The organism is Streptomyces sp. NPDC001787 (genome assembly GCF_040297465.1).
In the GTDB taxonomy this organism is placed as follows: domain Bacteria; phylum Actinomycetota; class Actinomycetes; order Streptomycetales; family Streptomycetaceae; genus Streptomyces.
In genome coordinates, this window is sequence record NZ_JBEOZE010000028.1 from 1 (window position 1) to 20,550 (window position 20,550).

The 20,550-nt window shown below is 72.7% G+C and carries 14 protein-coding genes; 6 read left to right on the forward strand and 8 right to left on the reverse strand.

From position 1 onward, the window contains the following. Positions 1 to 402 precede the first annotated feature (402 nt). Together ABT170_RS30660 and ptsP are read left to right on the forward strand one after the other, a co-directional pair. Positions 403 to 852: a PTS sugar transporter subunit IIA gene (locus tag ABT170_RS30660; protein ID WP_329941043.1), complete on the forward strand. Its 450-nt coding sequence runs from the start codon at positions 403 to 405 to the stop codon at positions 850 to 852. Positions 853 to 927: 75 nt separating this feature from the next. Further along, the gene (gene ptsP, locus ABT170_RS30665; protein ID WP_329941042.1) at positions 928 to 2,598 is read left to right on the forward strand and encodes a phosphoenolpyruvate--protein phosphotransferase; all 1,671 of its coding nucleotides are present in this window, start codon (positions 928 to 930) and stop codon (positions 2,596 to 2,598) included. 97 nt (positions 2,599 to 2,695) lie between these two features. Here ptsP and ABT170_RS30670 read toward each other — a convergent pair whose 3' ends face one another. Both ABT170_RS30670 and ABT170_RS30675 read right to left on the reverse strand, forming a co-directional pair. After that, positions 2,696 to 3,586, reverse strand: a complete 891-nt coding sequence (locus ABT170_RS30670) for a DUF8829 domain-containing protein (RefSeq protein WP_351872765.1) — start codon at positions 3,584 to 3,586, stop codon at positions 2,696 to 2,698. Between the two features lie 65 nt (positions 3,587 to 3,651). Next, entirely contained in the window at positions 3,652 to 5,628 is a 1,977-nt protein-coding gene (locus ABT170_RS30675; protein ID WP_351872768.1) for an acetoacetate--CoA ligase, read from the reverse strand. Between the two features lie 219 nt (positions 5,629 to 5,847). Between ABT170_RS30675 and ABT170_RS30680 the strand changes: the two genes are divergently transcribed. Further along, positions 5,848 to 8,244 (forward strand): glycoside hydrolase family 31 protein, encoded by a 2,397-nt coding sequence (locus tag ABT170_RS30680; protein ID WP_351872771.1) that lies wholly within the window; start codon positions 5,848 to 5,850, stop codon positions 8,242 to 8,244. On the opposite strand, the gene ABT170_RS30685 is transcribed toward ABT170_RS30680, so the two are convergent. Then, a complete protein-coding gene (locus ABT170_RS30685) occupies positions 8,235 to 8,795 on the reverse strand; it encodes an NUDIX domain-containing protein (protein WP_329941038.1) in 561 nt (186 codons plus the stop codon). The genes ABT170_RS30680 and ABT170_RS30685 overlap by 10 nt on opposite strands. A 60-nt stretch (positions 8,796 to 8,855) precedes the next feature. Here ABT170_RS30685 and ABT170_RS30690 point away from each other — a divergent pair, with 60 nt between their 5' ends. Further along, the gene (locus ABT170_RS30690) at positions 8,856 to 9,662 is read left to right on the forward strand and encodes a M15 family metallopeptidase (protein ID WP_351872775.1); all 807 of its coding nucleotides are present in this window, start codon (positions 8,856 to 8,858) and stop codon (positions 9,660 to 9,662) included. A gap of 127 nt (positions 9,663 to 9,789) precedes the next feature. Next, a complete protein-coding gene (locus ABT170_RS30695) occupies positions 9,790 to 10,137 on the forward strand; it encodes an Mpo1-like protein (protein WP_329941036.1) in 348 nt (115 codons plus the stop codon). Positions 10,138 to 10,296: 159 nt separating this feature from the next. Here the strand turns inward: ABT170_RS30695 and ABT170_RS30700 are convergent, their stop codons facing one another. From ABT170_RS30700 to ABT170_RS30715, 4 genes are read right to left on the reverse strand one after another with little or no spacing between them, the layout of a single operon-like run. Further along, a complete protein-coding gene (locus tag ABT170_RS30700) occupies positions 10,297 to 10,902 on the reverse strand; it encodes a GTP-binding protein (protein ID WP_329941035.1) in 606 nt (201 codons plus the stop codon). Beyond that, a complete protein-coding gene (locus tag ABT170_RS30705) occupies positions 10,883 to 11,320 on the reverse strand; it encodes a DUF742 domain-containing protein (RefSeq protein WP_329941034.1) in 438 nt (145 codons plus the stop codon). The genes ABT170_RS30700 and ABT170_RS30705 overlap by 20 nt, the downstream gene beginning before the upstream one ends. 9 nt (positions 11,321 to 11,329) lie before the next feature. Next, the gene (locus tag ABT170_RS30710) at positions 11,330 to 11,773 is read right to left on the reverse strand and encodes a roadblock/LC7 domain-containing protein (protein ID WP_266929098.1); all 444 of its coding nucleotides are present in this window, start codon (positions 11,771 to 11,773) and stop codon (positions 11,330 to 11,332) included. Continuing rightward, a complete protein-coding gene (locus ABT170_RS30715) occupies positions 11,770 to 14,601 on the reverse strand; it encodes a sensor histidine kinase (protein ID WP_351872780.1) in 2,832 nt (943 codons plus the stop codon). The genes ABT170_RS30710 and ABT170_RS30715 overlap by 4 nt, the downstream gene beginning before the upstream one ends. Positions 14,602 to 15,220: 619 nt before the next feature. Between ABT170_RS30715 and ABT170_RS30720 the strand changes: the two genes are divergently transcribed. Further along, positions 15,221 to 15,571: a hypothetical protein gene (locus tag ABT170_RS30720; protein ID WP_329941032.1), complete on the forward strand. Its 351-nt coding sequence runs from the start codon at positions 15,221 to 15,223 to the stop codon at positions 15,569 to 15,571. Positions 15,572 to 15,714: 143 nt separating this feature from the next. Here the strand turns inward: ABT170_RS30720 and ABT170_RS30725 are convergent, their stop codons facing one another. After that, on the reverse strand, positions 15,715 to 20,529 hold the full coding sequence (locus ABT170_RS30725) for a hypothetical protein (protein WP_329941031.1): 4,815 nt from the start codon (positions 20,527 to 20,529) through the stop codon (positions 15,715 to 15,717). Positions 20,530 to 20,550: the final 21 nt, after the last annotated feature.

Genomic DNA, 20,550 nt, shown 5'->3' on the forward strand with positions numbered 1-20,550 from the left:
GACTCTTTCGTGTCCGATTCCCGGTCGAAGCGGGTCAAACTCTTTTCGCTTTCCAGTTCTTCGCTTTCGCGTTTCCCTTTCCGGCGAGTCCGACTCTATCAGTCCTTTTCCTTTCCCTTGACCAACCTCCTGCAGACATGCAGAAGCTCGGTCCGGGTTACAGTCAGGGCTTAATCGTCGCCGCCGACCCTCGACTCAATGTCGCGTTGGGGTCAGGCAGGAGTACGACAGTACAGGCCGCCGGTAGGTGAGGCAAATCGTTTCCGGTGCACCCGAGGTCCGCCAACCGGTAGGTCTCGGGCGGAACCGGGACTTCATATGACTTACGCTGCTGAGCAGTACGCCGCCCCTCATCAGCCGCGGCGGCGACCACATGAATCTCCACCCCCTGGGAGGCTCCCCATGACCAACGTGACGTCCCCTCTTGTCGGACGCGCCATCGGACTCACCGCGGTGCCCGACCCGGTCTTCTCCGGCGCGATGGTGGGTCCCGGAACCGCCATCGACCCCGTGCGTGAGCCGTCCGAGGCCGTGTCGCCGGTAGACGGCATCGTTGTCTCCCTCCACCCGCACGCGTTCGTCGTCGTGGACGAGCAGGGACACGGTGTGCTGACGCACCTCGGGATCGACACCGTCCAGCTCAACGGCGAGGGCTTCGAGCTCCTCGTGAACAAGGGCGACACCGTGACGCGCGGCCAGGGCATCGTGCGCTGGGACCCGGCCGGCGTCGAGGCCGCCGGCAAGTCACCCATCTGCCCGATCGTCGCGCTCGAAGCCACGGCCGATTCCCTCTCCGACGTCCGCGAGGACGGCGACGTGAAGGTCGGCGACACGCTGTTCAGCTGGCAGTGACGCGCTCGGCGCAGTAACGGCCAGTCGGACATCCACCGCGGTGACACGGTCACCGCACAATCGGAGACGGGTGAAATGGAGACAACGCTGCGAGGCGTCGGTGTGAGCCACGGTGTGGCGATCGGCGAGGTTCGGCACATGGGTACGGCGGTGCTGGAGCCGCCCGCCAAACAGATTCCCGCGGAGGAGGCCGAGCGCGAACAGGGGCGTGCCCGGCAGGCCGTGGAAGCGGTGGCGGCCGACCTGATTGCGCGCGGCAATCTGGCCGGTGGCGAGGCTCAGCATGTACTGGAGGCCCAGGCCATGATGGCCCAGGACCCCGAGCTGATGGCTGATGTCGAACGGCGTATCGCCGTCGGCAGCACCGCTGAGCGCGCCGTGTACGACGCGTTCGCCGCCTACCGGGCGCTGCTCGCCAACGCCGGCGAGTACCTGGCGGGCCGGGTCGCCGACCTGGACGACGTCCGGAACCGGATCGTGGCCCGGCTGCTCGGCGTGCCGATGCCCGGTGTCCCGGACAGCGACGAGCCGTACGTGCTGATCGCCCGCGACCTGGCTCCCGCCGATACCGCTCTGCTGGACCCGACGCTGGTGCTCGGCTTCGTCACCGAGGAGGGCGGGCCCACCAGCCACAGCGCCATCCTGGCGCGGGCGCTCGGCGTTCCGGCCGTGGTGGCGCTGCCCGGCGCCGGTGAGCTGGCCGAGGGCACGGTGATCGCGGTGGACGGCAGCACCGGCGAGATCTTCGTCCACCCGACCGACGAGAAGCGTGCCGAGATGGAGAGCGCGGCCGCTGCCCGTAAGGCCGCGCTGGCCGCGTCGAGCGGTCCCGGCGCCACGTCCGACGGGCACAAGGTGCCGCTGCTCGCCAACGTCGGCGGTCCCGGCGACGTGCCCGCGGCGGTGGAGGCGGGCGCCGAGGGCGTCGGTCTGTTCCGGACGGAGTTCCTCTTCCTGGACGACAGCCAGCACGCTCCGTCCGAGGAGAAGCAGGTCGCCGCCTACCGGGCCGTCCTGGAGGCGTTCCCCGAGGGCCGTGTGGTCGTGCGGGTGCTGGACGCCGGCGCGGACAAGCCGCTGGACTTCCTCACCCCGGCGGATGAGCCGAACCCGGCGCTCGGTGTCCGTGGGCTGCGCAGCCTGCTGGACCACCCGGAGGTGCTGCGTACTCAGCTGACCTCGCTGGCGAAGGCGGCCGAGGGGCTGCCGGTGTACCTGGAAGTCATGGCTCCGATGGTCGCCGACCGTATCGATGCCAAGGCGTTCGCGGACGCGTGCCGCGAGGCGGGGCTGGAGGCCAAGTTCGGCGCGATGGTGGAGATTCCGTCGGCGGCTCTGCGGGCGCGGTCGATCCTGCAGGAGGTGGAGTTCCTCTCGCTGGGCACCAACGACCTGGCGCAGTACACCTTCGCCGCCGACCGTCAGGTGGGCGCCGTGTCACGGCTCCAGGACCCGTGGCAGCCGGCTCTGCTGGATCTTGTCGCGATGTCCGCGGAGGCCGCGCGGGCCGAGGGCAAGAGCTGCGGTGTCTGTGGTGAGGCCGCGGCCGATCCGCTGCTCGCCTGTGTGCTGACCGGTCTGGGTGTCACCTCGCTCTCCATGGGTGCGGCGTCCATTCCCTACGTGCGCGCGACGCTGGCGAAGTACACGCTCGCGCAGTGCGAGCGTGCGGCTTCCGCGGCCCGTTCGGCGGAGTCCGCCGAGGAGGCGCGGGTCGCCGCCCAGGCGGTGCTGTCGGGCGAGTAGGTCCGTGCGGTCCGGCCGGGACCGTGTGGTGGAGGGGCTTTCCGTCAGTGGGCGGGAAGCCCCTCCTCGCGTTGTCCGTCGGCGTCCGCGCCGCGGGTCAGTGGTGGGCTTCCGGAGCGTCCGCACCGATGTCGAAGCCCGCGCGGTACTCCACACCGGACTCCGGGGCGATCGGTTCGCCGGTGTCCGCGTCGGTGCAGTAGGCGCTGAAGACCTCGCCCGCGGTGAGCGGGAGGAGGCTGCCCGCGGTCAGCCTCCAGCCGTGGACGCGGTCGGGGGCGCCCGGTGTGCTCGTACGCAGGACCACTCCCCCGCGCGTTTCCAGGGCGACGGCCACCGCGAGCACGGTGGCGAACTCCGCCCCCTGGGATGCTTCGAGGCCGGCCGGACCCTTCGGATCACGCTCGGTGTGAAGGACGGCGAGCAGCTGCTCGCCGTCGGTCGGGGTGCTGCAGACGAGATGGTGCGTGCCTTCTCCCGCGGTCTCCAGCAGCCGCATCAGCAGGTGCGAGGCCCGGTCGAAGGCGGCGCGGCCGACGTCCTGGCCGCAGTCCGCGCATTCGCCGAGGTCGGCCAGCAGGAGCGTGGCGTACTCCCAGGTGGCCCGGCGGACCGACCGGGTGACCAGGAGCGGGATGAGCTCGTCGAGGGGCTGGCCGCTGTAGCGGACGGTGGCGCCGGCTCCCGCGACCTCGGCGGTGAAACGGCTGCGGCTGGCCGGGGCGTCGGGGTCGAGGCCGGATTCCGCGCAGAACTCCGCGTAGTCCTCGGGGTCGAAGAGAGCGACCGTGGCGTGCATGCCCTGTGCCGCGAAGGACTTGAGGAGGCCTTCGACCTGCTGGAGGTAGACGGCGTGGTCGTCGAACGTGAAGGTGCGGTAGCGCCGCATGGCCGCGAAGTCCTGCTCGTCGACCAGGAGGCCGATGGTGCTGGGTGCTTCGCGGCGCAGCGCGCGTCGCATGGATGTGCCGTACTTCGTGTGCGCCATGTGTCCCCCTGTGCACTGTGCGTCATTGCTCACTCAGCGTAACCAGGAGGTCTGACAGCGGGCCGTCAGCGGCGGGTGCGGGCCAGGTCCGCGTAGAAGTGGAGGAGTTCGATGTTGTCGACGGAGCCCGGGTTGACCGCCTTGGACAGGTCCGTGCCTTGCAGGAGCCGCTTGACCGGCACCTCGATGCGCTTGCCCGTGAGGGTGTGCGGAATGGCGGGGACCTCGATGACCTCATCGGGTACGTGGCGCGGGGAGAGGTTCTCGCGGATCGTCCGCCGGATGCTCTCGCGCAGGTCGTCGTCGAGGGTGGCGCCCTCGGCGAGGTGCACGAACAGTGGCATCCAGTACCCGCCGTCGGGCTCTTCCAGGCCGATGACGAGGGATTCGCGGATCTCCGGGAGCCGCTCGACGGCCTCGTAGATGTCGGCGGACCCCATCCGTACGCCCTGTCGGTTCAGGGTGGAGTCGGAGCGGCCGTGGATGATGACCGAGCCGCGGTCGGTGAGGGTGATCCAGTCCCCGTGGCGCCAGACGCCGGGGTACATGTCGAAGTAGCTGTCGTGGTACCGGCTGCCGTCGGGGTCGTTCCAGAAGTGGATCGGCATGGAGGGCAGGGGCTGGGCGACGACGAGTTCGCCGACCTCGCCGGTGAGCGGCTTGCCGGCCGGGTCCCAGGCCTGGAGGTCGGTGCCCAGACAGGGGGCCTGGAGTTCACCGATGTGTACGGGGAGGGTGGGGACCCCTCCGGCGAAGCAGCTGCAGACGTCGGTGCCGCCGCTGACCGAGGCGATCCACAGGTCGTCGGCCACTTCGTCGTGCAGCCAGCGGAATCCGTCCGGCGGGAGCGGGGAGCCGGTGGTGGCCACGCACTGGACGCGGGAGAGGTCGTGGTCGCGGCCCGGGTGGATGCCGGCCTTGCGGCAGGCCATGACATAGGCGGCGGAGGTCCCGAAGAGGGTGGCCCCGGTCTGTTCGGCGACGAGCCACTGGGTGCTGACGTCGGGATATCCGGGACTGCCGTCGTACAGCACGACCGTGGTGCTGGTGAGCAGGCCGGAGACGAGGAAGTTCCACATCATCCAGCCGGTGGAGGTGAACCAGAAGAAACGGTCCTCGGGTCCGAGGTCGCAGTGCAGGCCGATCTGCTTGAAGTGTTCGAGCAGGATGCCGCCCTGGGACTGGACGATGGCCTTGGGGAGGCCTGTGGTGCCGGAGGAGTAGAGGACCCACAGCGGGTGGTCGAAGGGGACCTGTTCGAAGACCGGTTCGGTGTCCGCGGCGGTGAGGGCGGACCATTCGAGGGCGCCTTCGGGGGTGGCGGTGCCGAGCAGGGGGACGTGGACGACGGCCCGCAGGGTGGGGAGTTCGGCGCGCAGCTCGGCGACGGTCCCGGTCCGGTCGTGTTCCTTGCCTCCGTAGCGGTAGCCGTCGACGGCGAACAGGACGACGGGTTCGACCTGCTGGAAACGGTCGAGGACGCTGCGGGCGCCGAAGTCGGGGGCGCAGGAGGTCCAGACTCCGCCGACGGCCGCGGTGGCGAGGAAGGCGACGATGGCCTGGGGAATGTTGGGGAGGTAGCCGCTGACCCGGTCGCCGGGGGTGACGCCGAGGGCGCGGAGTTCCGCGGCGAGCGAGCCGACCTGGCGGCGCAGCTCAGACCAGCTGACCGGCACCTGGGTGTGGGTCTCGTCCACGTGGAGCAGGGCCGGCGCGTCGGCGCGGGAGGCGTCCTCGGCGGCGCGCAGGGCGTGCTCGGCGTAGTTGAGGGTGGCGCCGGGGAACCAGGTGGCACCGGGCATGGTGCGGTCGCCGAGGACCGACTCGTACGGGGTGGAGAAGCGTACGTCGAACCAGTCGGCGAGGGCCTGCCAGAAGGTGTCGAGCTCGTCGACGGACCAGCGGTGGAGTGCCGGGTAGCCGCCCTGCGCCGGGGCTCCGTACCGTTCGGCGGCCCAGCTCTGGAAGCGGGTGACGGCGGCGGCCGCGATGCGGTCGGGGCCGGGCTGCCAGAGGGGGGCGTCGTTCGCGGCTGAGGTCATGGGTCGGCTCCCTGGCTGTACGGGTACGCGGGGTGGGCGTGGCGGCGCACACGGGCTGGGGTGTGCGCGTGAGCACCTGCTACGGACGATGCCATGTGATCGTCCCGGGCACCAGGGTTGCCCGCCCATGGTTGCTTGTCCGGCTATGTGCTCCGGCCATGGGTGAACGGAAGTTGAACGGAGAGTTCTTCGGGGTGACCGGGTGGCAGGGTGATCCGCATGGACGGTCGTGACCTGGTGCGCTCGGTGAAATTGCTCGGTTCGGTACGGGGTCTGCGCACGGTGCGCTCGGCCTGGCGGCATCGACGCGCGGACGCGCGGGCGCTCCCCGGGCGCGGTGCGGAGCGGGCCAGGGTTCCCGGGTCGGTGCTGGGTGCGGAACCCGGACCCGGCGGCGGTGTGGTGCGGTTCGCCCGTTCGGAACTGCGGATCCGGGTCTCGGTGGGCGGCGCGGTGTTCTGGGCCTGGGACGGTGCGGAGCCGCTGCCGTCTTACGCGTTGCCGGGTCCGGCGCCCGAGCCGGATCCGCGGGCCGGGCTGGAGCCGGACAAGGACGGTGGCTGGCAGGTCGTCTCGGAGCGGCTGACGGTGGCGGTGTCACGGAACGGGGCGGTGGAGCTGCGGACGCCGGGCGGGGTGGTGCTGCGGCGGGAGCTGCCGCCGCGCTGGTGGGAGCCGGTGGGCGGGGGGCCGGCGCGGTGGGTGCAGCGGTCCGAGGTGCCGGCGGACGCGCGGTTCTTCGGGCTCGGCGGACGGGCGTCGGGGCCCCGGCTGCGCGACGGCGTGTACCGGCTGTGGAACACCGACCCGGGCGGGCGCTTCGGCCCCGGCGACGATCCGTTGTATCTGACGATGCCGGTGCAGGTCGTGGTCTCGGACGCGGGGACCCATCTGGCTTTCCACGACAACACCTGGGACGGGCGGGTGACCCTGCGAGAGGGCGAGGTGGGGGCGGGTTCCGGGCACGACCGGCAGGGGACCTGCGAGGTTCGGATGGACGGGGGGCCGCTGCGCTGCTGGGTGGTGGCGGGGACGCCGGCGCGGGTGCTTCGGGGCTGGGCGGCGCTGACGGGGGCGCCCGCGCTGCCGCCGTCGTGGGCGCTGGGGCCGCAGCACGCCCGCTGGGGCTTCGGCGACGAGCGGGAGGTGCGCCGGGTCGTGGCGGGCTACCGGGACCGTGGGCTCCCCCTGTCCGTCCTGCATCTGGACATCGATCACTATGACGCGCATCAGGTGTTCACGGTCGATCGCCGAGCGTTCCCCGATCTGCCCGCGCTGGCAGAGGAGTTGCGTACGCAGGGGGTCCGGCTGGTGTCGATCGTGGATCCCGCCGTGAAGGCGGAGGCCGGGCTGCCGCTCTTCGACAGCGGTGCGGCGGTCGGTGAGCGGGGGGCGTTCGTCCGGGACGCCCGGGGGCGGGTGGTGGTCGGGGAAGCCTGGCCGGGGGCCGGCGGGTACCCGGACTTCACTGATCCGCTTGTGCGGGAATGGTGGGGATCTCTGTACGCGGAACGGCTTGCCCAGGGCTTCTCCGGCGTCTGGCACGACATGAACGAGCCGGTGTCCTTCACGCCCTTCGGGGACCCGACCCTGCCGCGCTCGGCCAGGCACTGTCTGGAGGGCCGCGGCGGCGATCACCGCGAGGCCCACAATGTGTACGGGCTCACGATGGCGCGCGCCGGCTACGAGGGTCTGCTCCGCCTGCGGCCGGAGGAGCGGCCGTTCCTGTTCTCGCGGTCGGGATGGGCCGGGATGCAGCGGTACGGGGGCACCTGGTCCGGGGATGTGGCGACCGGATGGCCGGGGCTGCGGGCCTCGCTCGCGCTCGTGCTGGGTCTCGGGCTGTGCGGGGTGCCGTATTCCGGACCGGATGTGGGCGGGTTCGACGGCTCGCCCTCGCCGGAGCTGTATCTGCGGTGGTTCCAGCTGGGCGCGTATCTGCCGCTGTTCCGTACGCACGCGGCGATCGACGCGGGCCGCCGGGAGCCGTGGGAGTTCGGGCCCGAGGTGCTGGAGCACGCGCGGGCGGCGCTGACGGAGCGGGAGCGGCTGCTTCCGTATTTCGTGACGCTGGCGCAGCTGGCCCGGCTGACGGGTGCCCCGTACGCGCGACCGCTGTGGTGGGGGGCACCGGGGGACCGCGCGCTGCGGGACTGCGAGGACGCGTTCCTGCTGGGCGACGCGTTGCTGGTGGCACCGGTGCTGGAGCCCGGGGCGGACCGGCGGGCGGTGCGGCTGCCGCGCGGGCGCTGGTACGACACGGCGACCGGGGCGGCGTACGAGGGGCCCGGCCAGGTCCTGGTGGACGCGCCGCTGTCCCGGATTCCGGTGCTGGCGCGGGCCGGTGCGGTGATCCCGGTGCGGGGCGCGGACGGTGGGACGGAGCTGGAGGTGTGGGCTCCGCCGCCGGGACGCAGCGGGGGTGGTCCGGTCGTGCCCGATGCGGGTGACGGGTGGGAGGCGGCCGAGGTCGAGCGGTACACCACGCGGCTGGCGGACGGGCGTGTGGTGGTCGAGCGGGACGGCGGGGAGGGCGTGGTGACCCGGCCCGTGCGGGTGCGGGGTCTCGCCGGTACGGGAGCGGTGGGGGCGGCGGGCGGGACGGGTCAGCCGTAGCGGCCCGCGAACCAGGCGCGTACCGCTTCGGTGTGCAGGGGGAAGGCCAGCTCCCGCGGAGCGCGCAGGATGTGGTGGCCGGATGTCTCGTCGGTCGGTACGGAGGGCGGGAGAGCGGCGGCGGGACGCCGCGGGAGCAGACCGAGGAGCAGCAGGTGGCCGTCCGGGGCGCTGAGGGCGTCCGCGAGGCGGACGTCCTGTTCGGGGGCCTGGATGCCGGTCTCCTCGTGGAGTTCCCGTACGACCGCGTGCCGCCAGTCCTCGGCGTGGTCGATGAAGCCGCCGGGGAGCGCCACGCCGCCCTTCCGGGGCTCGATGGTGCGGGTGATGACGACGAGTCCGGTGCCGTGCCGGTCGGTGACGGGCAGCAGGGCCACCGCCACGGGCAGCGGGTTGCGGTAGGCGGTCGTACCGCAGCGGGTGCAGGTGCGGGGCCAGTCGTCGGCCGACCGGAGGTCACGGTAGGGGGCTCCGCAGCTGCCGCAGTGGGAGTTCTTCCCCTGCGGGGCCGGCCGCGCGGGATCGGCGGGGCTGTTCCTGGGCTCGGACACGGGCGGACTGTATCCGATCGGTCTTCCGCGCGGGGCGGGGAGCTGATGGACGATGTGCCCATGACGGAAATCCGCCGTGTTCTCCGTGCCCTGGCGGCCACTGCCGCCGCGCTGTCCGTCGCGACCGCCGCCGCCCCGGTGGCCCGCGCCGCGCCGGAACCGGAGGCTCCCGAGGAGTTCGTCGCACTGCGGTCCGTGGACCCGACGATCATCCAGGAGATGCGCTACCCGACCGCCCACACCTTCATGGGCGAACCGGTGGACGGATACCGCGAGCCGGTCTGCATTCTGACCCGGCCCGCCGCCCGCGCGCTGCACACGGCGCAGACACGGCTGCTGCGCCGGGGCTACTCGCTGAAGGTGTACGACTGCTACCGGCCGCAGCGTGCGGTGGACCACTTCGTACGGTGGGCGAAGGATCCCGACGACCGGGTCATGGAGGGCGAGTTCTACCCGCGGGTGGACAAGTCCCGGCTGTTCGAGGCCGGTTACATCGCGGAGAAGTCCGGCCACAGCCGGGGCAGCACGGTCGATCTGACCGTGGTGAGGCTGCCGGCCCTGCGGACGCGGCCGTATCTGCCGGGCGAACCCCTCGCTCCCTGCTACGCGCCCGAGAGCGACCGTTTCCCCGACAGTTCGGTGGACATGGGCACGGGCTACGACTGTTTCGACACGCTGTCGCACACGGACGACCCGAGGATCCAGGGAGTGCGGCGCGCCAACCGGCAGTTCCTGAAGCGGACGCTGACCGGGGCCGGTTTCGTGAACCTGGCCGAGGAGTGGTGGCACTACACCTTCGCACCGGAACTGTTTCCGGACACGTACTTCGACTTCCCGGTGGCCCGGCGGTCCGTCGCGGGGCACTGAAGCCGGCCCCGGGAGGCGCGGGGGAACGGGCGACCGGGACCACCCCCGTGGGCTCCGGCCGCCCGTTCTTCTTCTCGGACGCGGAACAGCCGTATCCGGTTGCCGCGTCAGCCATTACGGTGCCCGTATGTCACAGCAGACGTTCGATTCGTACGAGGAGTTCTGGCCCTACTACGTGGCGATGCACTCCCGCAGCGCGACCCGCTGGGTCCATCTGACCGGCACGCTGACCGGTCTCACGATCGCCGTCTACGGGCTGGCGCGTGGCCGGAAGCGCTACGCGGCGGCCCTGCCCCTGATCGGGTACGGCACCGCCTGGCCGGCGCATTTCCTCATCGAGAGGAACAACCCGGCCAGCTTCGGGCATCCCGCGTGGTCGCTGCGCGGCGATGTGCAGATGATCCGCATGATGCTCGCGGGCCGGGACCGGGAGCTGGCGGAGACCGCGGAGAAGTGGCTCGCCGAGAACCGCTGAGCGGCGACCGGAGAGCGGCGGCGGGCGAGCGGGACGGGGACGGAGGCATGCGACGACGCGGCCCCCGCCGTACCGGCCGCGCCTTCTCCTGCCGCGGACGGCGTGCGGCCCGTACCCCCCGCGCCGTCGCCGGGGGACGGGCCGCACGCCTCGCGGCTGTCAGGTGGTGACGGGCTCCTTGGGCCGGTCGGCACGGGCCAGCGCGTGCTCGACCACCTTGACCAGTACGTCACGCACGGAGGACCGCTCGCGTGCGTCGCACACGAGGACCGGCACCCCGGGATCGAGGTCGAGCGCCGCCTGCACCGTCTCCGCGGGGAACCGGTCGGCACCCTCGAAGCAGTTGACGGCCACGGTGAACGGGATCTTCCGGCGCTCGAAGTAGTCGACCGCCGCGAAGCAGTCCGCCAGCCTCCGGGTGTCCGCGAGGACGACCGCGCCCAGGGACCCCTGGGCCAGCTCGTCCCACAGGAACCAGAAGCGGTCCTGGCCCGGAGTACCGAACAGGTACAGCACCAGGTCCTCGCGGAGCGTGATGCGTCCGAAGTCCATGGCCACCGTGGTGGTGGTCTTGCCCTCGACACCCTCCAGGTCGTCCACCGGACGGCCCGCCTCGCTCAGCCTCTCCTCCGTACGCAGCGGTCTGATCTCGCTGACCGCGCCCACCAGGGTCGTCTTGCCCACACCGAATCCGCCCGCCACCAGGATTTTCAGGGTAACGGGCTCAACGGGCCGCTTCTTGCGGCTAGAGCGCCCGAAGGCCATTGATCACCTCGCGAAGAATGTTCACGTCCGGCAGCTCGGCCGGCGGAACGGGACGGGTTACGTGCACCAGCTCGTCCTCCACGAGATCGCCCACCAGCACCCGGACCACCCCTACGGGAAGGTCCAGGCCGGCGGAGAGCTCGGCGATCGACTGGGGCATGTCGGCGCAGAGTTCGACGATCTCCACGTGCTCCGGGGAGAGCGTCTGGTCCCGGCCGGGGTCGTCGGCCGCCGGTTCGGGGACGACGAGCGCGATCAGGTCGAGCCGGTGGCGTGACGCGCTGCTGGTGCGCCCCCGGGTCATCGCGTACGGACGGACCACCGGTCCGGCGTCCGCGTCGTACCAGCGTGAGGACGGGGGGCCACCGGGGGCGTCAGAGGATCCGGGGACGGTCTCCCGGGAGGAGTCGGCGCTCATGCCATCCCCTCACCCTCCGGCGGACAGACCGGTGGTCCGTGGGGCGTTGGCCAGATGGGCGCCCACACGCTTGACCATCAGCGTCATCTCGTACGCCACCTGGCCCACGTCGGAGTCGGCGTCGGCCAGGACGGCGAGACAGCTGCCGTCGCCCGCGGCCGTGACGAAGAGGAACGCCTCGTCGAGCTCGACGACGGTCTGGCGCACCCGGCCCGCGTCGAAGTGCCGGCCCACGCCCTTGGCCAGGCTGTGGAAGCCGGAGGCGACCGCGGCCAGATGCTCGCTGTCCTCCCTGGTCAGATCCTGCGAGGTACCGGTGGCCAGACCGTCGCTGGAGAGCACCAGCGCCTTACGGATACTGGCGACGCGCTGCACGAGTTCGTCGAGCAGCCAGTTGAGTTCGCCGGACCCCTGACGTACGGAGTCCTGTGCTGCGGCGTTCGGTGCGGTCATCGACCGTCCCCTCCCGGAGTGGTTCCTGGTGCGGTATCGCCGGGGCCGGACGCGTCCTCGGCGTTCTGCCGGCGGCCGCGCTGCCAGCCCCGTTGGAGCGAGGCCATGCGAGTGCGTACTTCGTCCGCGTCGCGCTCGACGTCGTCGGCGTCCACGGGGTCGTGGTGCGGCGGCCCTCCCGCGGATTCCCCGCGGAGCTGGGGGGCGAGGCTCGCCTGCCGGACCCGTCGGGGCAGTCCGCCCACGGTCTCCGGAGCCGCCGGTTCGCCGGGGAACCGCGAGGCGTACGAGGACTCGGGGGGCGCCGCGGCCCGGGGGGTCTTCGGGATGCGTGGCGTGCCGTTGTGCGCGACCGGGCCGGTCGTGGTGCGGGCCGGGCCGGTGGGACCGGAACGCGTCCCGGAGGATGCCGGGGCGTCCTCGTCGGTGGAGTGGGTGGCGCGGCCGGAGTCGTCCACCCGGCGCCCCCGGTCGGCGACGAGTGTCGGAGGCTTGCGGCGGGGCAGCGGCACCGGACCGGCCGGCCGCATCGGACGGACGTCCGCCGAGGGTTCACCGCCGTGGTCGCGGGTCTGCTGGTGCAGGTCCCGGGAGCGGAAGATGCCTCCGCGTTCGCTCTCGGTGTCCTCCAGATCGCGGACGCCGTCGAGCACGGGGCCGAGCGCCGGGTCGAGGGACCGGTCGAGCGCGCCGTTCACGAAGTCCAGCGGTCCGACGGGGCCTTCGAGTTCGACGGGCCCGTCGAGCACGGCCGGGTCGGTGAGGCCGGTGGGGACCGGGGAGAGCGCCGAGGACCTGCCGGTGCCGCCCGCCCTGCGGTCCTCGCTCCCCCGTGCGCCGTCCTTCCCGCTCCGGGCGTCGTCCGCCGGGCGGCCACCGATGATCGCCCGCTCGGCCCGGCGGTCCAGGCGGAAACCGGTGCCGTGCGTGTCGGGGGCGTCGGTCAGCAGCGCCGCCGGGATGAACACGACGGCGGTCGTCCCTCCGTACGGGGACTTCTGGAGCGAGACCCGGACGTTCTGCCGCTGGGCGAGGCGGCTGACCACGAAGAGGCCGAGGCGGTCGGTGTCGGAGAGTTCGAAGTCGGGGGTCTCGGCGAGCCTCAGGTTGGCGTCCAGCAGGATGTCCGGGGCCATGCCGAGCCCCCGGTCGTGGATCTCCAGCGTGAAGCCGTTGGAGACGCGCTCCCCGTGGACCTGGACCGCGGTGTGGGGCGGGGAGAACACCGTGGCGTTCTCCAGGAGTTCGGCGATCAGGTGGGTGAGGTCGGCGACGGCGGGACCGCCGACCCCGATCCGCGGCAGCCGACGGACCTCGATGCGCTCGTAGTCCTCCACCTCGGCGACCGCGGCCCGGACCACGTCCATCAGCTGGATCGGCTTGCGCCACTGCCGGGACGGGGCGGCCCCGGAAAGGATCACGAGGCCCTCGGCGTGGCGCCGCATGCGGGTGGTCAGGTGGTCGAGGCGGAACAGGTCGGCGAGTTCGTCGCTGTTCTCCGTACGGCGCTCCATGGTGTCCAGCAGCGTCAGCTGACGGTGCAGGAGCACCTGGTTGCGGCGGGCGAGGTTGACGAACACCTCGGAGACACCGCGGCGCATGTCCGCCTGTTTGACGGCGGCCTCGACGGCGGCCCGCTGAAGGGTGTTGAGCGCCTGGCCGACCTGGCCGATCTCGTCCCGTTCGTACTGGAGTCGGGGGGCCTCGGTCTCGACGTCGACGTGTTCCCCGGCGGCGAGCCGGCGCATCACGCTCGGCAGCCGTACGCCGGACACCTCGTGGGCGTCCTTGCGGAGCCGGGAGAGGTCACGGACCAGCTCACGGCCGATGCGCACGGAGACGAAGACCGATATGAGGAGGGCGAGGAAGCCGAGGACGCCCGCGACACCGGCCTGGACGAGGACGCGGTAGGCGGCCGGTTCCGCGCGGTCCTGGAAGCGGTTGCTCATCTCGGTGGAGTCGTTGGCCAGCCGGTCCAGCACGGGCGGGGCCACCTGCTGCCACCGTTCGGCGTCGACCGTGCCCGGCTCCTTCGCCGGTCCGGCGTCGATCAGCCGGCTCTCCGCCGTGCGCAGCGGTTCGGTGTCGGGGCTGCCCCAGTACTGCTCGACGCGTCGGCGTTCCGATGAGGGCAGGAGTTCGAGGTTGATCTCGTAGAGGAGCTTCCGGTTGGCCACGAGGTCGGATATCGCGCGCAGTTCGGGAGCGGTGAGACGGCCCGCGCTGAGTCCGGAGCTGATCAGCGCGTCCTCGCGGGAGAGCATTTCCCGCGCCCGCGAAATGCCGACCAGGGCGCGGACCTGCTTGTCCATCGACACGTTCTCCATCCGGTGGAGACCGTTCAGGAAGCGGTAGCAGGGGTCCACGAGGCCGTTGTAGAAGTCCAGGGCCTGGGTGCGGCTGATGGTGCGGTTCTCGACCGAGTCGCGCAGGGCGTCGAGTCCGTCGACGGCGCTGAGGATCGAGTCGAGTTCGGTCTCGGCGGCGGGGCGCAGCGCGTCGCGGATGTCCTGCCGCTGTGCGCTGAGCCGGACTTCCGCCACGATCCGGTCGGTGGCGGCGCGTTGACGGCGCAGCAGGGGCAGGGCGTCGGAGGCCCGGGGGTCGGCGAGGAAGGCGAGGGTCTGTCTGCGTTCGCCCTGGACGGCCCGGACGGTCTCCTCCAGGGGGTGGCTGACCTTCTCCACGATGGCGCTCGCGCTCATCAGCTGGTTGGCCTCGCGGCCGGTGAGGAAGGTGGCGAAGACCCAGAGGCCCGTGAGGGAGACGAGCGGCACCAGGAGCAACGCCACGATCTTCCTGCGGATGGACTTCCCGCGAAAGCGCATGGCCTCCCCCAGATCGACCCCGCACGCGGGGGTGTGTTCCGTCGGTCCCGCTCGACGTCCGTCGCCCGTGCCCCGACGGTCCGTCGGTCGTTTCTGTGTCGACGACCGTCGGTCCTGCGTCAATAAACGGCGCGAGCCTACTACTGACACACAGGCAACTCGAAGACACCTCCGGAAGATTTTCGGCCGCCCGCCCGCGAGTTGATCGTGAGTTGTCCCGGTATTCCCTGAGATGAATTTCGCGAAAGCGACAGCGGTTGTGTGACAGAGCGCCGTATACCCGGGCGTGGCACTTGGCTGGAATTCCTCGTTCCGTGACCGTCCGGGCTCCCTGGGGCCTTTCTGCGGGAATCTTCACGAGTGTTCATACGTCCCTCTGTATGGGGGAAGATGGCGCTGTGGGGCCTGCGCGGCACGATGGACTCGCTCCGCCCGCGTAGAACGGGCACAAGCCGGGCAGCCACCCTGAAGTCGGACAGTGGTGGGGAGTTGAAGGTCCTTGAATACGGACGAGCGCCGGAGAACCGGAAGGCCGGCCAGCGCCGCGGCGGCCGGGGCCGCGGGAGGGGCGAGGATTCCGCGGCAGCTGTGGGTGGAGGAGCCGGCGTCGAAGCGGCGAATGCCTGATGCGGTGCGGACGGCCGCGGTGCGTGCCGTGCTGATCATGTCGCTGACGCTCATCCAGGCCATGGTGGCCTTTCTGTGCACGCTGACGGGTTCCTGGCTCGCCTTCCCGATGGTACTCAGCTCGGTCGCCAGCACGGTGGTCGCGACCTGGTCGGTGCTGGATGTGTGGGTGACCCGTCAGGTGTGGCATCAGCGCAACGGTGTGGTGTCCGTGCCCAGCAGCACGGCGCGGCGGATGCGCCGCGAGCGCCGCCGGGCACGGCGCGCGGCGCGCACGGCGGAGCTGGACGGTACGGGGATACGACGGGAGCACCGGGGCGCGAGCGATCTGTCCCAGGCCTGAGGTGCCGGGGCCGGTCCTGATCCGGAGGACCGGCCCCATGTCCCTACCCGTGCGCGCGAGGGTACGGACGGGCGCACGCGGCTCCGCGCAGCGGGAGACCGCCCGCCGCCCGTGCGTGCGGTCCCGTGCGCCCGTCCGGGACGTCAGCCCGCGGCCGGCTCCGGAGCCGGTGCGCCCGCCCCCTCCGGGGCCGCGTTCCGCTTGAACATCCGGGTCGCAGTGATCTCGCCGTGCACCACCTCGCCGTCCGGGTGCTGCTGGGGCAGCCCGGGACGCAGGTGCTCCTCGACGCTGATGTACTTCAGGCCCGCCCTGAGGTCGGCGTCATTGCGCAACCGGATGACCAGGGGGAATTCGGCGAGCGCCGTCGTGTCGAACAGGCCGGTCGTGTAGAGCAGCTGCACACCCAGCGCGTCCGACACCGCGCGCTGGAGCTCCAGCAGATACGTGGCGTTGGCGCGGCCGATGGGGTTGTCGAGGAAGAGCGTCCCCGCGTGCCGGTGCTGGTGGCGGTCGCGTCCGCGGTCGTTGCTGCGCAGCGCGGCCATGGTGCAGTACAGGGCGATCGCGGCGGTGAGCAGCTGGCCGCCGGAGAACACGTCGCCCATCTGTCCCACCGGGACCCGCTCGGCGCGGAGCACCGCGTCCGGCTTGAGGATCTCCACGGCGATGCCCTTGGGCCGCAGGGCCGCCTCGACTCCGCGCAGCAGCAGGGACATTCCGTCGCGCCGCAGGTCGGAGTTCTTCTTGAGTGCGGCGTGCGTGGCCTCGTCGATGACCTCGCCGAGGCGTTCGGTGAGTGTGGCCTGGTCGGGTTCCTCGAAACGGATGCGGAGGAATTCCTGCCCCGACCACTCCCCCAGTCCCTCGGGCAGCTGGGAGAGCCGCTGGGCCGAGCGGAGGGTGGTGAGGGCGGATTCCACCAGACCGCGGAGCCGGTCGACGATGGAGTCGCGGTTGCGCTCCAGCTGCACCAGCTCGTCGGTGAGGACGCGCAGCCGGGGGGCGAAGGCGGCGGCCCACTTCTCGGCGTGTTCCGGCAGCGCCGCGGCGGGGAGCTCCCGGATCTGCTGGCGGGCGGGGGTGCGCACCTGCTCGTAGCGGGTGGAGTTGGCGTGCCGTACCAGGATGTCGCTCGCCTCCCGTACGGCGCTCTCGGCCGCCGAGAGGTCGGTGGCGCAGCCGCGCAGGGAGCGGCGGGCCTCGGCGGCGGACTGCCGGGCCTCGTCGAGGCTGCCGGGGTAGGTGTCGGGGGTTTCGGCGGGGTCGTCCGCGCCGTTGTCCCGGAGCAGGTCGCGCAGGAGGGCCGCGGTCTCGTCGAAGCCGCCCGCGGAGTCCTCCGCGGTGCGGTGGGCGTGCAGCAGTTCGGCGTGTGCGGCGCGGGCGGTGTCCAGGGCTCCGTCGGCGGCGGCCCGTTCGGACGTGGCCGTGCGCAGGAGCCCCTGGGCCTGTTCGGCGTCCGCCGGGGACAGCTCGTCGGGCAGCTCGGTGTGGTGCGGCTCGTCGTCCCGCGGTGCGAGCCGTTCCGCCTCGCCGCGCAGCCGGCCGAGCTGCTCGCTGGCGGTGGAGGCCCGGGTCTCCAGGAGCTGGACCAGCGATTCGGCCCGTGCCGCCGCCGCCTGGCGGGAGGGGCCGTCCGCGCCGTCGGTTCCTTCGAGGAGCTGGGCCGCGCGGGTGCGGACCTTGTTGGTGAGGCGGTCGAGCTCGGCGAGCGCGGCGCTCTCGTCGCTCTCGGCACGGGCCTGTTCGGCGCGCAGGTCGGCGCCGACGCCCACCTTCTCGTACAGCTGGGACGCGGCGCGGTAGGCCTCGCGCAGGGTGGGCAGGGCGGTACGGACCGTGTCCGGTCCGGGCTCCGGGAGCACTTCCGGGGCACCGGCGATCTCGGCCCGCTCGGCGCGCAGGGCCCGTGCGGTGCGGCGGGCGTCGTCCCCGGCGCGCTGGGCGGCCCTGCGGTCCTCGTCGGCGGCGCGGGCCCGGTCCAGATACACGGTGGCGCGGGCTTCGGATTCGGCGGCCTCGTCGACCAGTTCACGCAGGCGCACCTGCCACCCGGCGCGCTCACGGAGGCGGAAGGCGAGCCCGGCGAGGGCGTCCGCGGCACGGCGGGCGCGCTGTGCGGTCTCCTGGCGTTCGTCGCGGACGCGGGCCGTGTCGGCGGCGGCCTCGTCGGCCTCGGCGCGGACCGAGCGGGCCTCCGCGAGAGCCGCTTCGGCCGTTTCGGCGGCGGTACGGGCGGTGGCGGCGGCGTCCGCGAGCTCGGCGAGCGTCCCGGGCGGGCAGTCGGCGCGCCAGGAACCGATCCGGGCGGCGAGCGAGCGGTCGCCGGCGAGCCGGGCGGCGAGGGTCCGGATGTCCTCGTCGCGGGCTGCGGCCCTGCTCCGGAGCGCCTGCCGCTCCTCGTCCGCGGCGAACTCGTCGTGCATGGCCGGGTTCGGCGGGACGAGGAAGACGCCGTCCGTGTGCCCGCCCGTGCCGGGGGCGGGGACGGGCGCGAGGAGCGCGGCGGCGGTGCCGACGGCGACGGCGGACCGGGGCAGGAGGGCCGCGGCCCCCAGGACCTCACGGGCACGGGCGTGCGAGTCGGGGTCGGTGATGACGACGCCGTCGACCAGCTCGGGGCGGGCGGCGAGCACCGAGGCGTGGTCGGCCGGGTCGACGGCCTGCGCGAGGTAGCGCCAGCCGGGCAGGGCGGGAATGCCGTGCTCGCCGAGGTATTCGACGGTGGCCAGGACGTCGGGGCCCGGCGGGAGCAGACCGCCGTCGCCGAGCGCGCCGAGGATCCGCGCGTCGTCGGCAGCGGCGGTGCGCAGGTCGAAGAGCCTGCGTTCGGCCCCGGCGATGCCCTGGTCGAGGAGGTCGCGGAGCTCGTCGGCGCTCCGGTCGAACTCCTCGGCGGTCAGGGGCTGCGGTGTGCCGGCGGTGTCCTCGGCGACAGCGGTCGTGGTGCCGGCCCGGCGGCCGGCGGCGGCCGTGGTGGGCCGGCCGTCGTCCTCGGGGGCCCCGGTGGTGTCCCGGTGCGCGGTGGCGTACGGCTCGCCCGGCTCCGTGCCGCTGCCCGTCCCCGCGCCGGGGGTGCGGGCGCCCCGGCGGGGGTGCGGTACTCCGGTGGCCGACGGCAGGCTCAGCAGGTCCGCGAGGCGGTCGTCGGCGGCGATCGATGCGGCGGCCCCGAGTTCGTCCTCGTAGGACTGCTCCGCGGCCTTCGCCCCGTCCGCGGCACGTGCCGCGGCGAGCTCGGCGCGGCTCTCGTCGGCCGCCGCCTCCCTGGCGAGGTCGGCCGCCGCTCGCGCGGCGTCCCGGGCGGTGTCCCAGGCGGCGACGGCGGACTGTTCGGCGTCGCTCGCGGCGAGGGCGGCGCGGGCCGGGTCGGCGTCGGGCGCGGTGTTGTCGAGCCAGCCCGCCCGGACCGCTTCGGTGGTCTCCTGCTCGACCTCGGCCAGCCGCTGGCGCAGGTGTCCGGCTTCGCTGCGGGCGCGCTGGGCCTCAGTGGCGGCGATCGTGGCATCGCGGTGGGCCCGCTCGCCGGTGGCCTGGAGGGTGTCGGAACGCTCCTCCTCCTCGTTGGCCACCCGCTCGCCGTCCTCGGCGGCGGTGTGCAGGGCCCGTACGAGATCGGCGGCGGCCGTGGCACGGGCGGCGAGGGCGGGGGCGGCGTCGCGTTCTGCCTCGCGGATGGCGACGGCGACCCTGGCCGAACGGTCGGCGGCGGCCCGGTGGCGCAGCACCGCTTCGGCGGCCTGCCAGGCGGCGTGCAGGGTCCTGGCCTCGCCCAGCTCGCGACGTTGGGCCGCGGCGCCCTTCTCGGCGGCGGTCAGGGCCAGTGACGCGTGCCGGTAGGCCAGTTCGGCGGCGATCAGGGCACGGTGGCTCCGGGTCGCCTCGGCCTCGGTGACGGTGTGGGCGGCGGCGGTGACCTGCTGGGCCAGCTCCGCGGTGCGGCCTCGTTCCTCGGCGGCACGGGAGGCGAGGCGGCGGGCGAGCGTGCGGGTGCGCCGTTCGGCACCGGCGTGGATGTCGCGGGTGCGGGAGCGGGTGGCGGTGGCCTCGACGATCCGGCCCAGCAGATCGGCCGAGCCCGCGGTGAAGTCGCGTTCGGCGGTGAGTTCGGCGCGGCGGCCCAGCTTGTTCCCGAAGCCGCTGACCAGGTCGGCGAGACCGTCGGTGTCGCGGGTGTCGGTGACGGCGCGCAGGAGCAGGTCGGTGAAGTCGGAGTCCTTCTTGACCGCGAAGAGCCCGGCGGCCTCACCCTCGTCGGCGTTCATCTCGCGCTGGTAGCGGAAGAGTTCGGGGTCCAGGCCGAGGTCGCCGAGGTGCTCGTTCCAGCGGTCGTGGATCTCTTCCCAGTGCACGTCGAGGTGCTGGTAGAACTTGCCCGCGTCCATCAGCGCGTCGCGGAAGCCCTTCATGGTGCGGCGCCTGCCCTGAGCGCCGGAGGCGCCTTCCGCGGGGCGGACCACGGAGGTGGCCTCGGCGACCGGGAGGCTGTCCAGGCTGAGTCCGGGGCCGGGTCGGAAGGAGTACCAGGCCTCGGCGAACCTGCGCGGGTCGTTGGAGACCTGACGTCCCCGCCATTCGCTGACCTTGCCGACGACGACGCATTCGCCGGTGAGGGTGTGCTGCCACTCCAGGGCGACATGGCCGCAGTCGTCGGCGAGCAGGAACTTGCGCAGGACGCCGGAGCTGGCGCCGCCCAGGGTGTTGCGGTGGCCGGGCAGCATCACCGAGAAGATCAGCTTGAGCAGGACGGACTTGCCGCCGCCGTTCTCCAGGAAGAGCACACCCGCCGGCGCCGGACGGCGCGGCGGGCCGACCGGCTCCTCCTCGAAGAACTCGGCCTGGGCCGGCGCGGGGTCGGGTACGGGCTCGCCCACTCCGCGCAGGTCGAGGACGGTGTCGGCGTAGCGCGCACCGGCAGGCCCGATGGAGTAGAGACGGACCCGGGACAACTCGTACATGGCGGCGGACTCTCGTCGTTC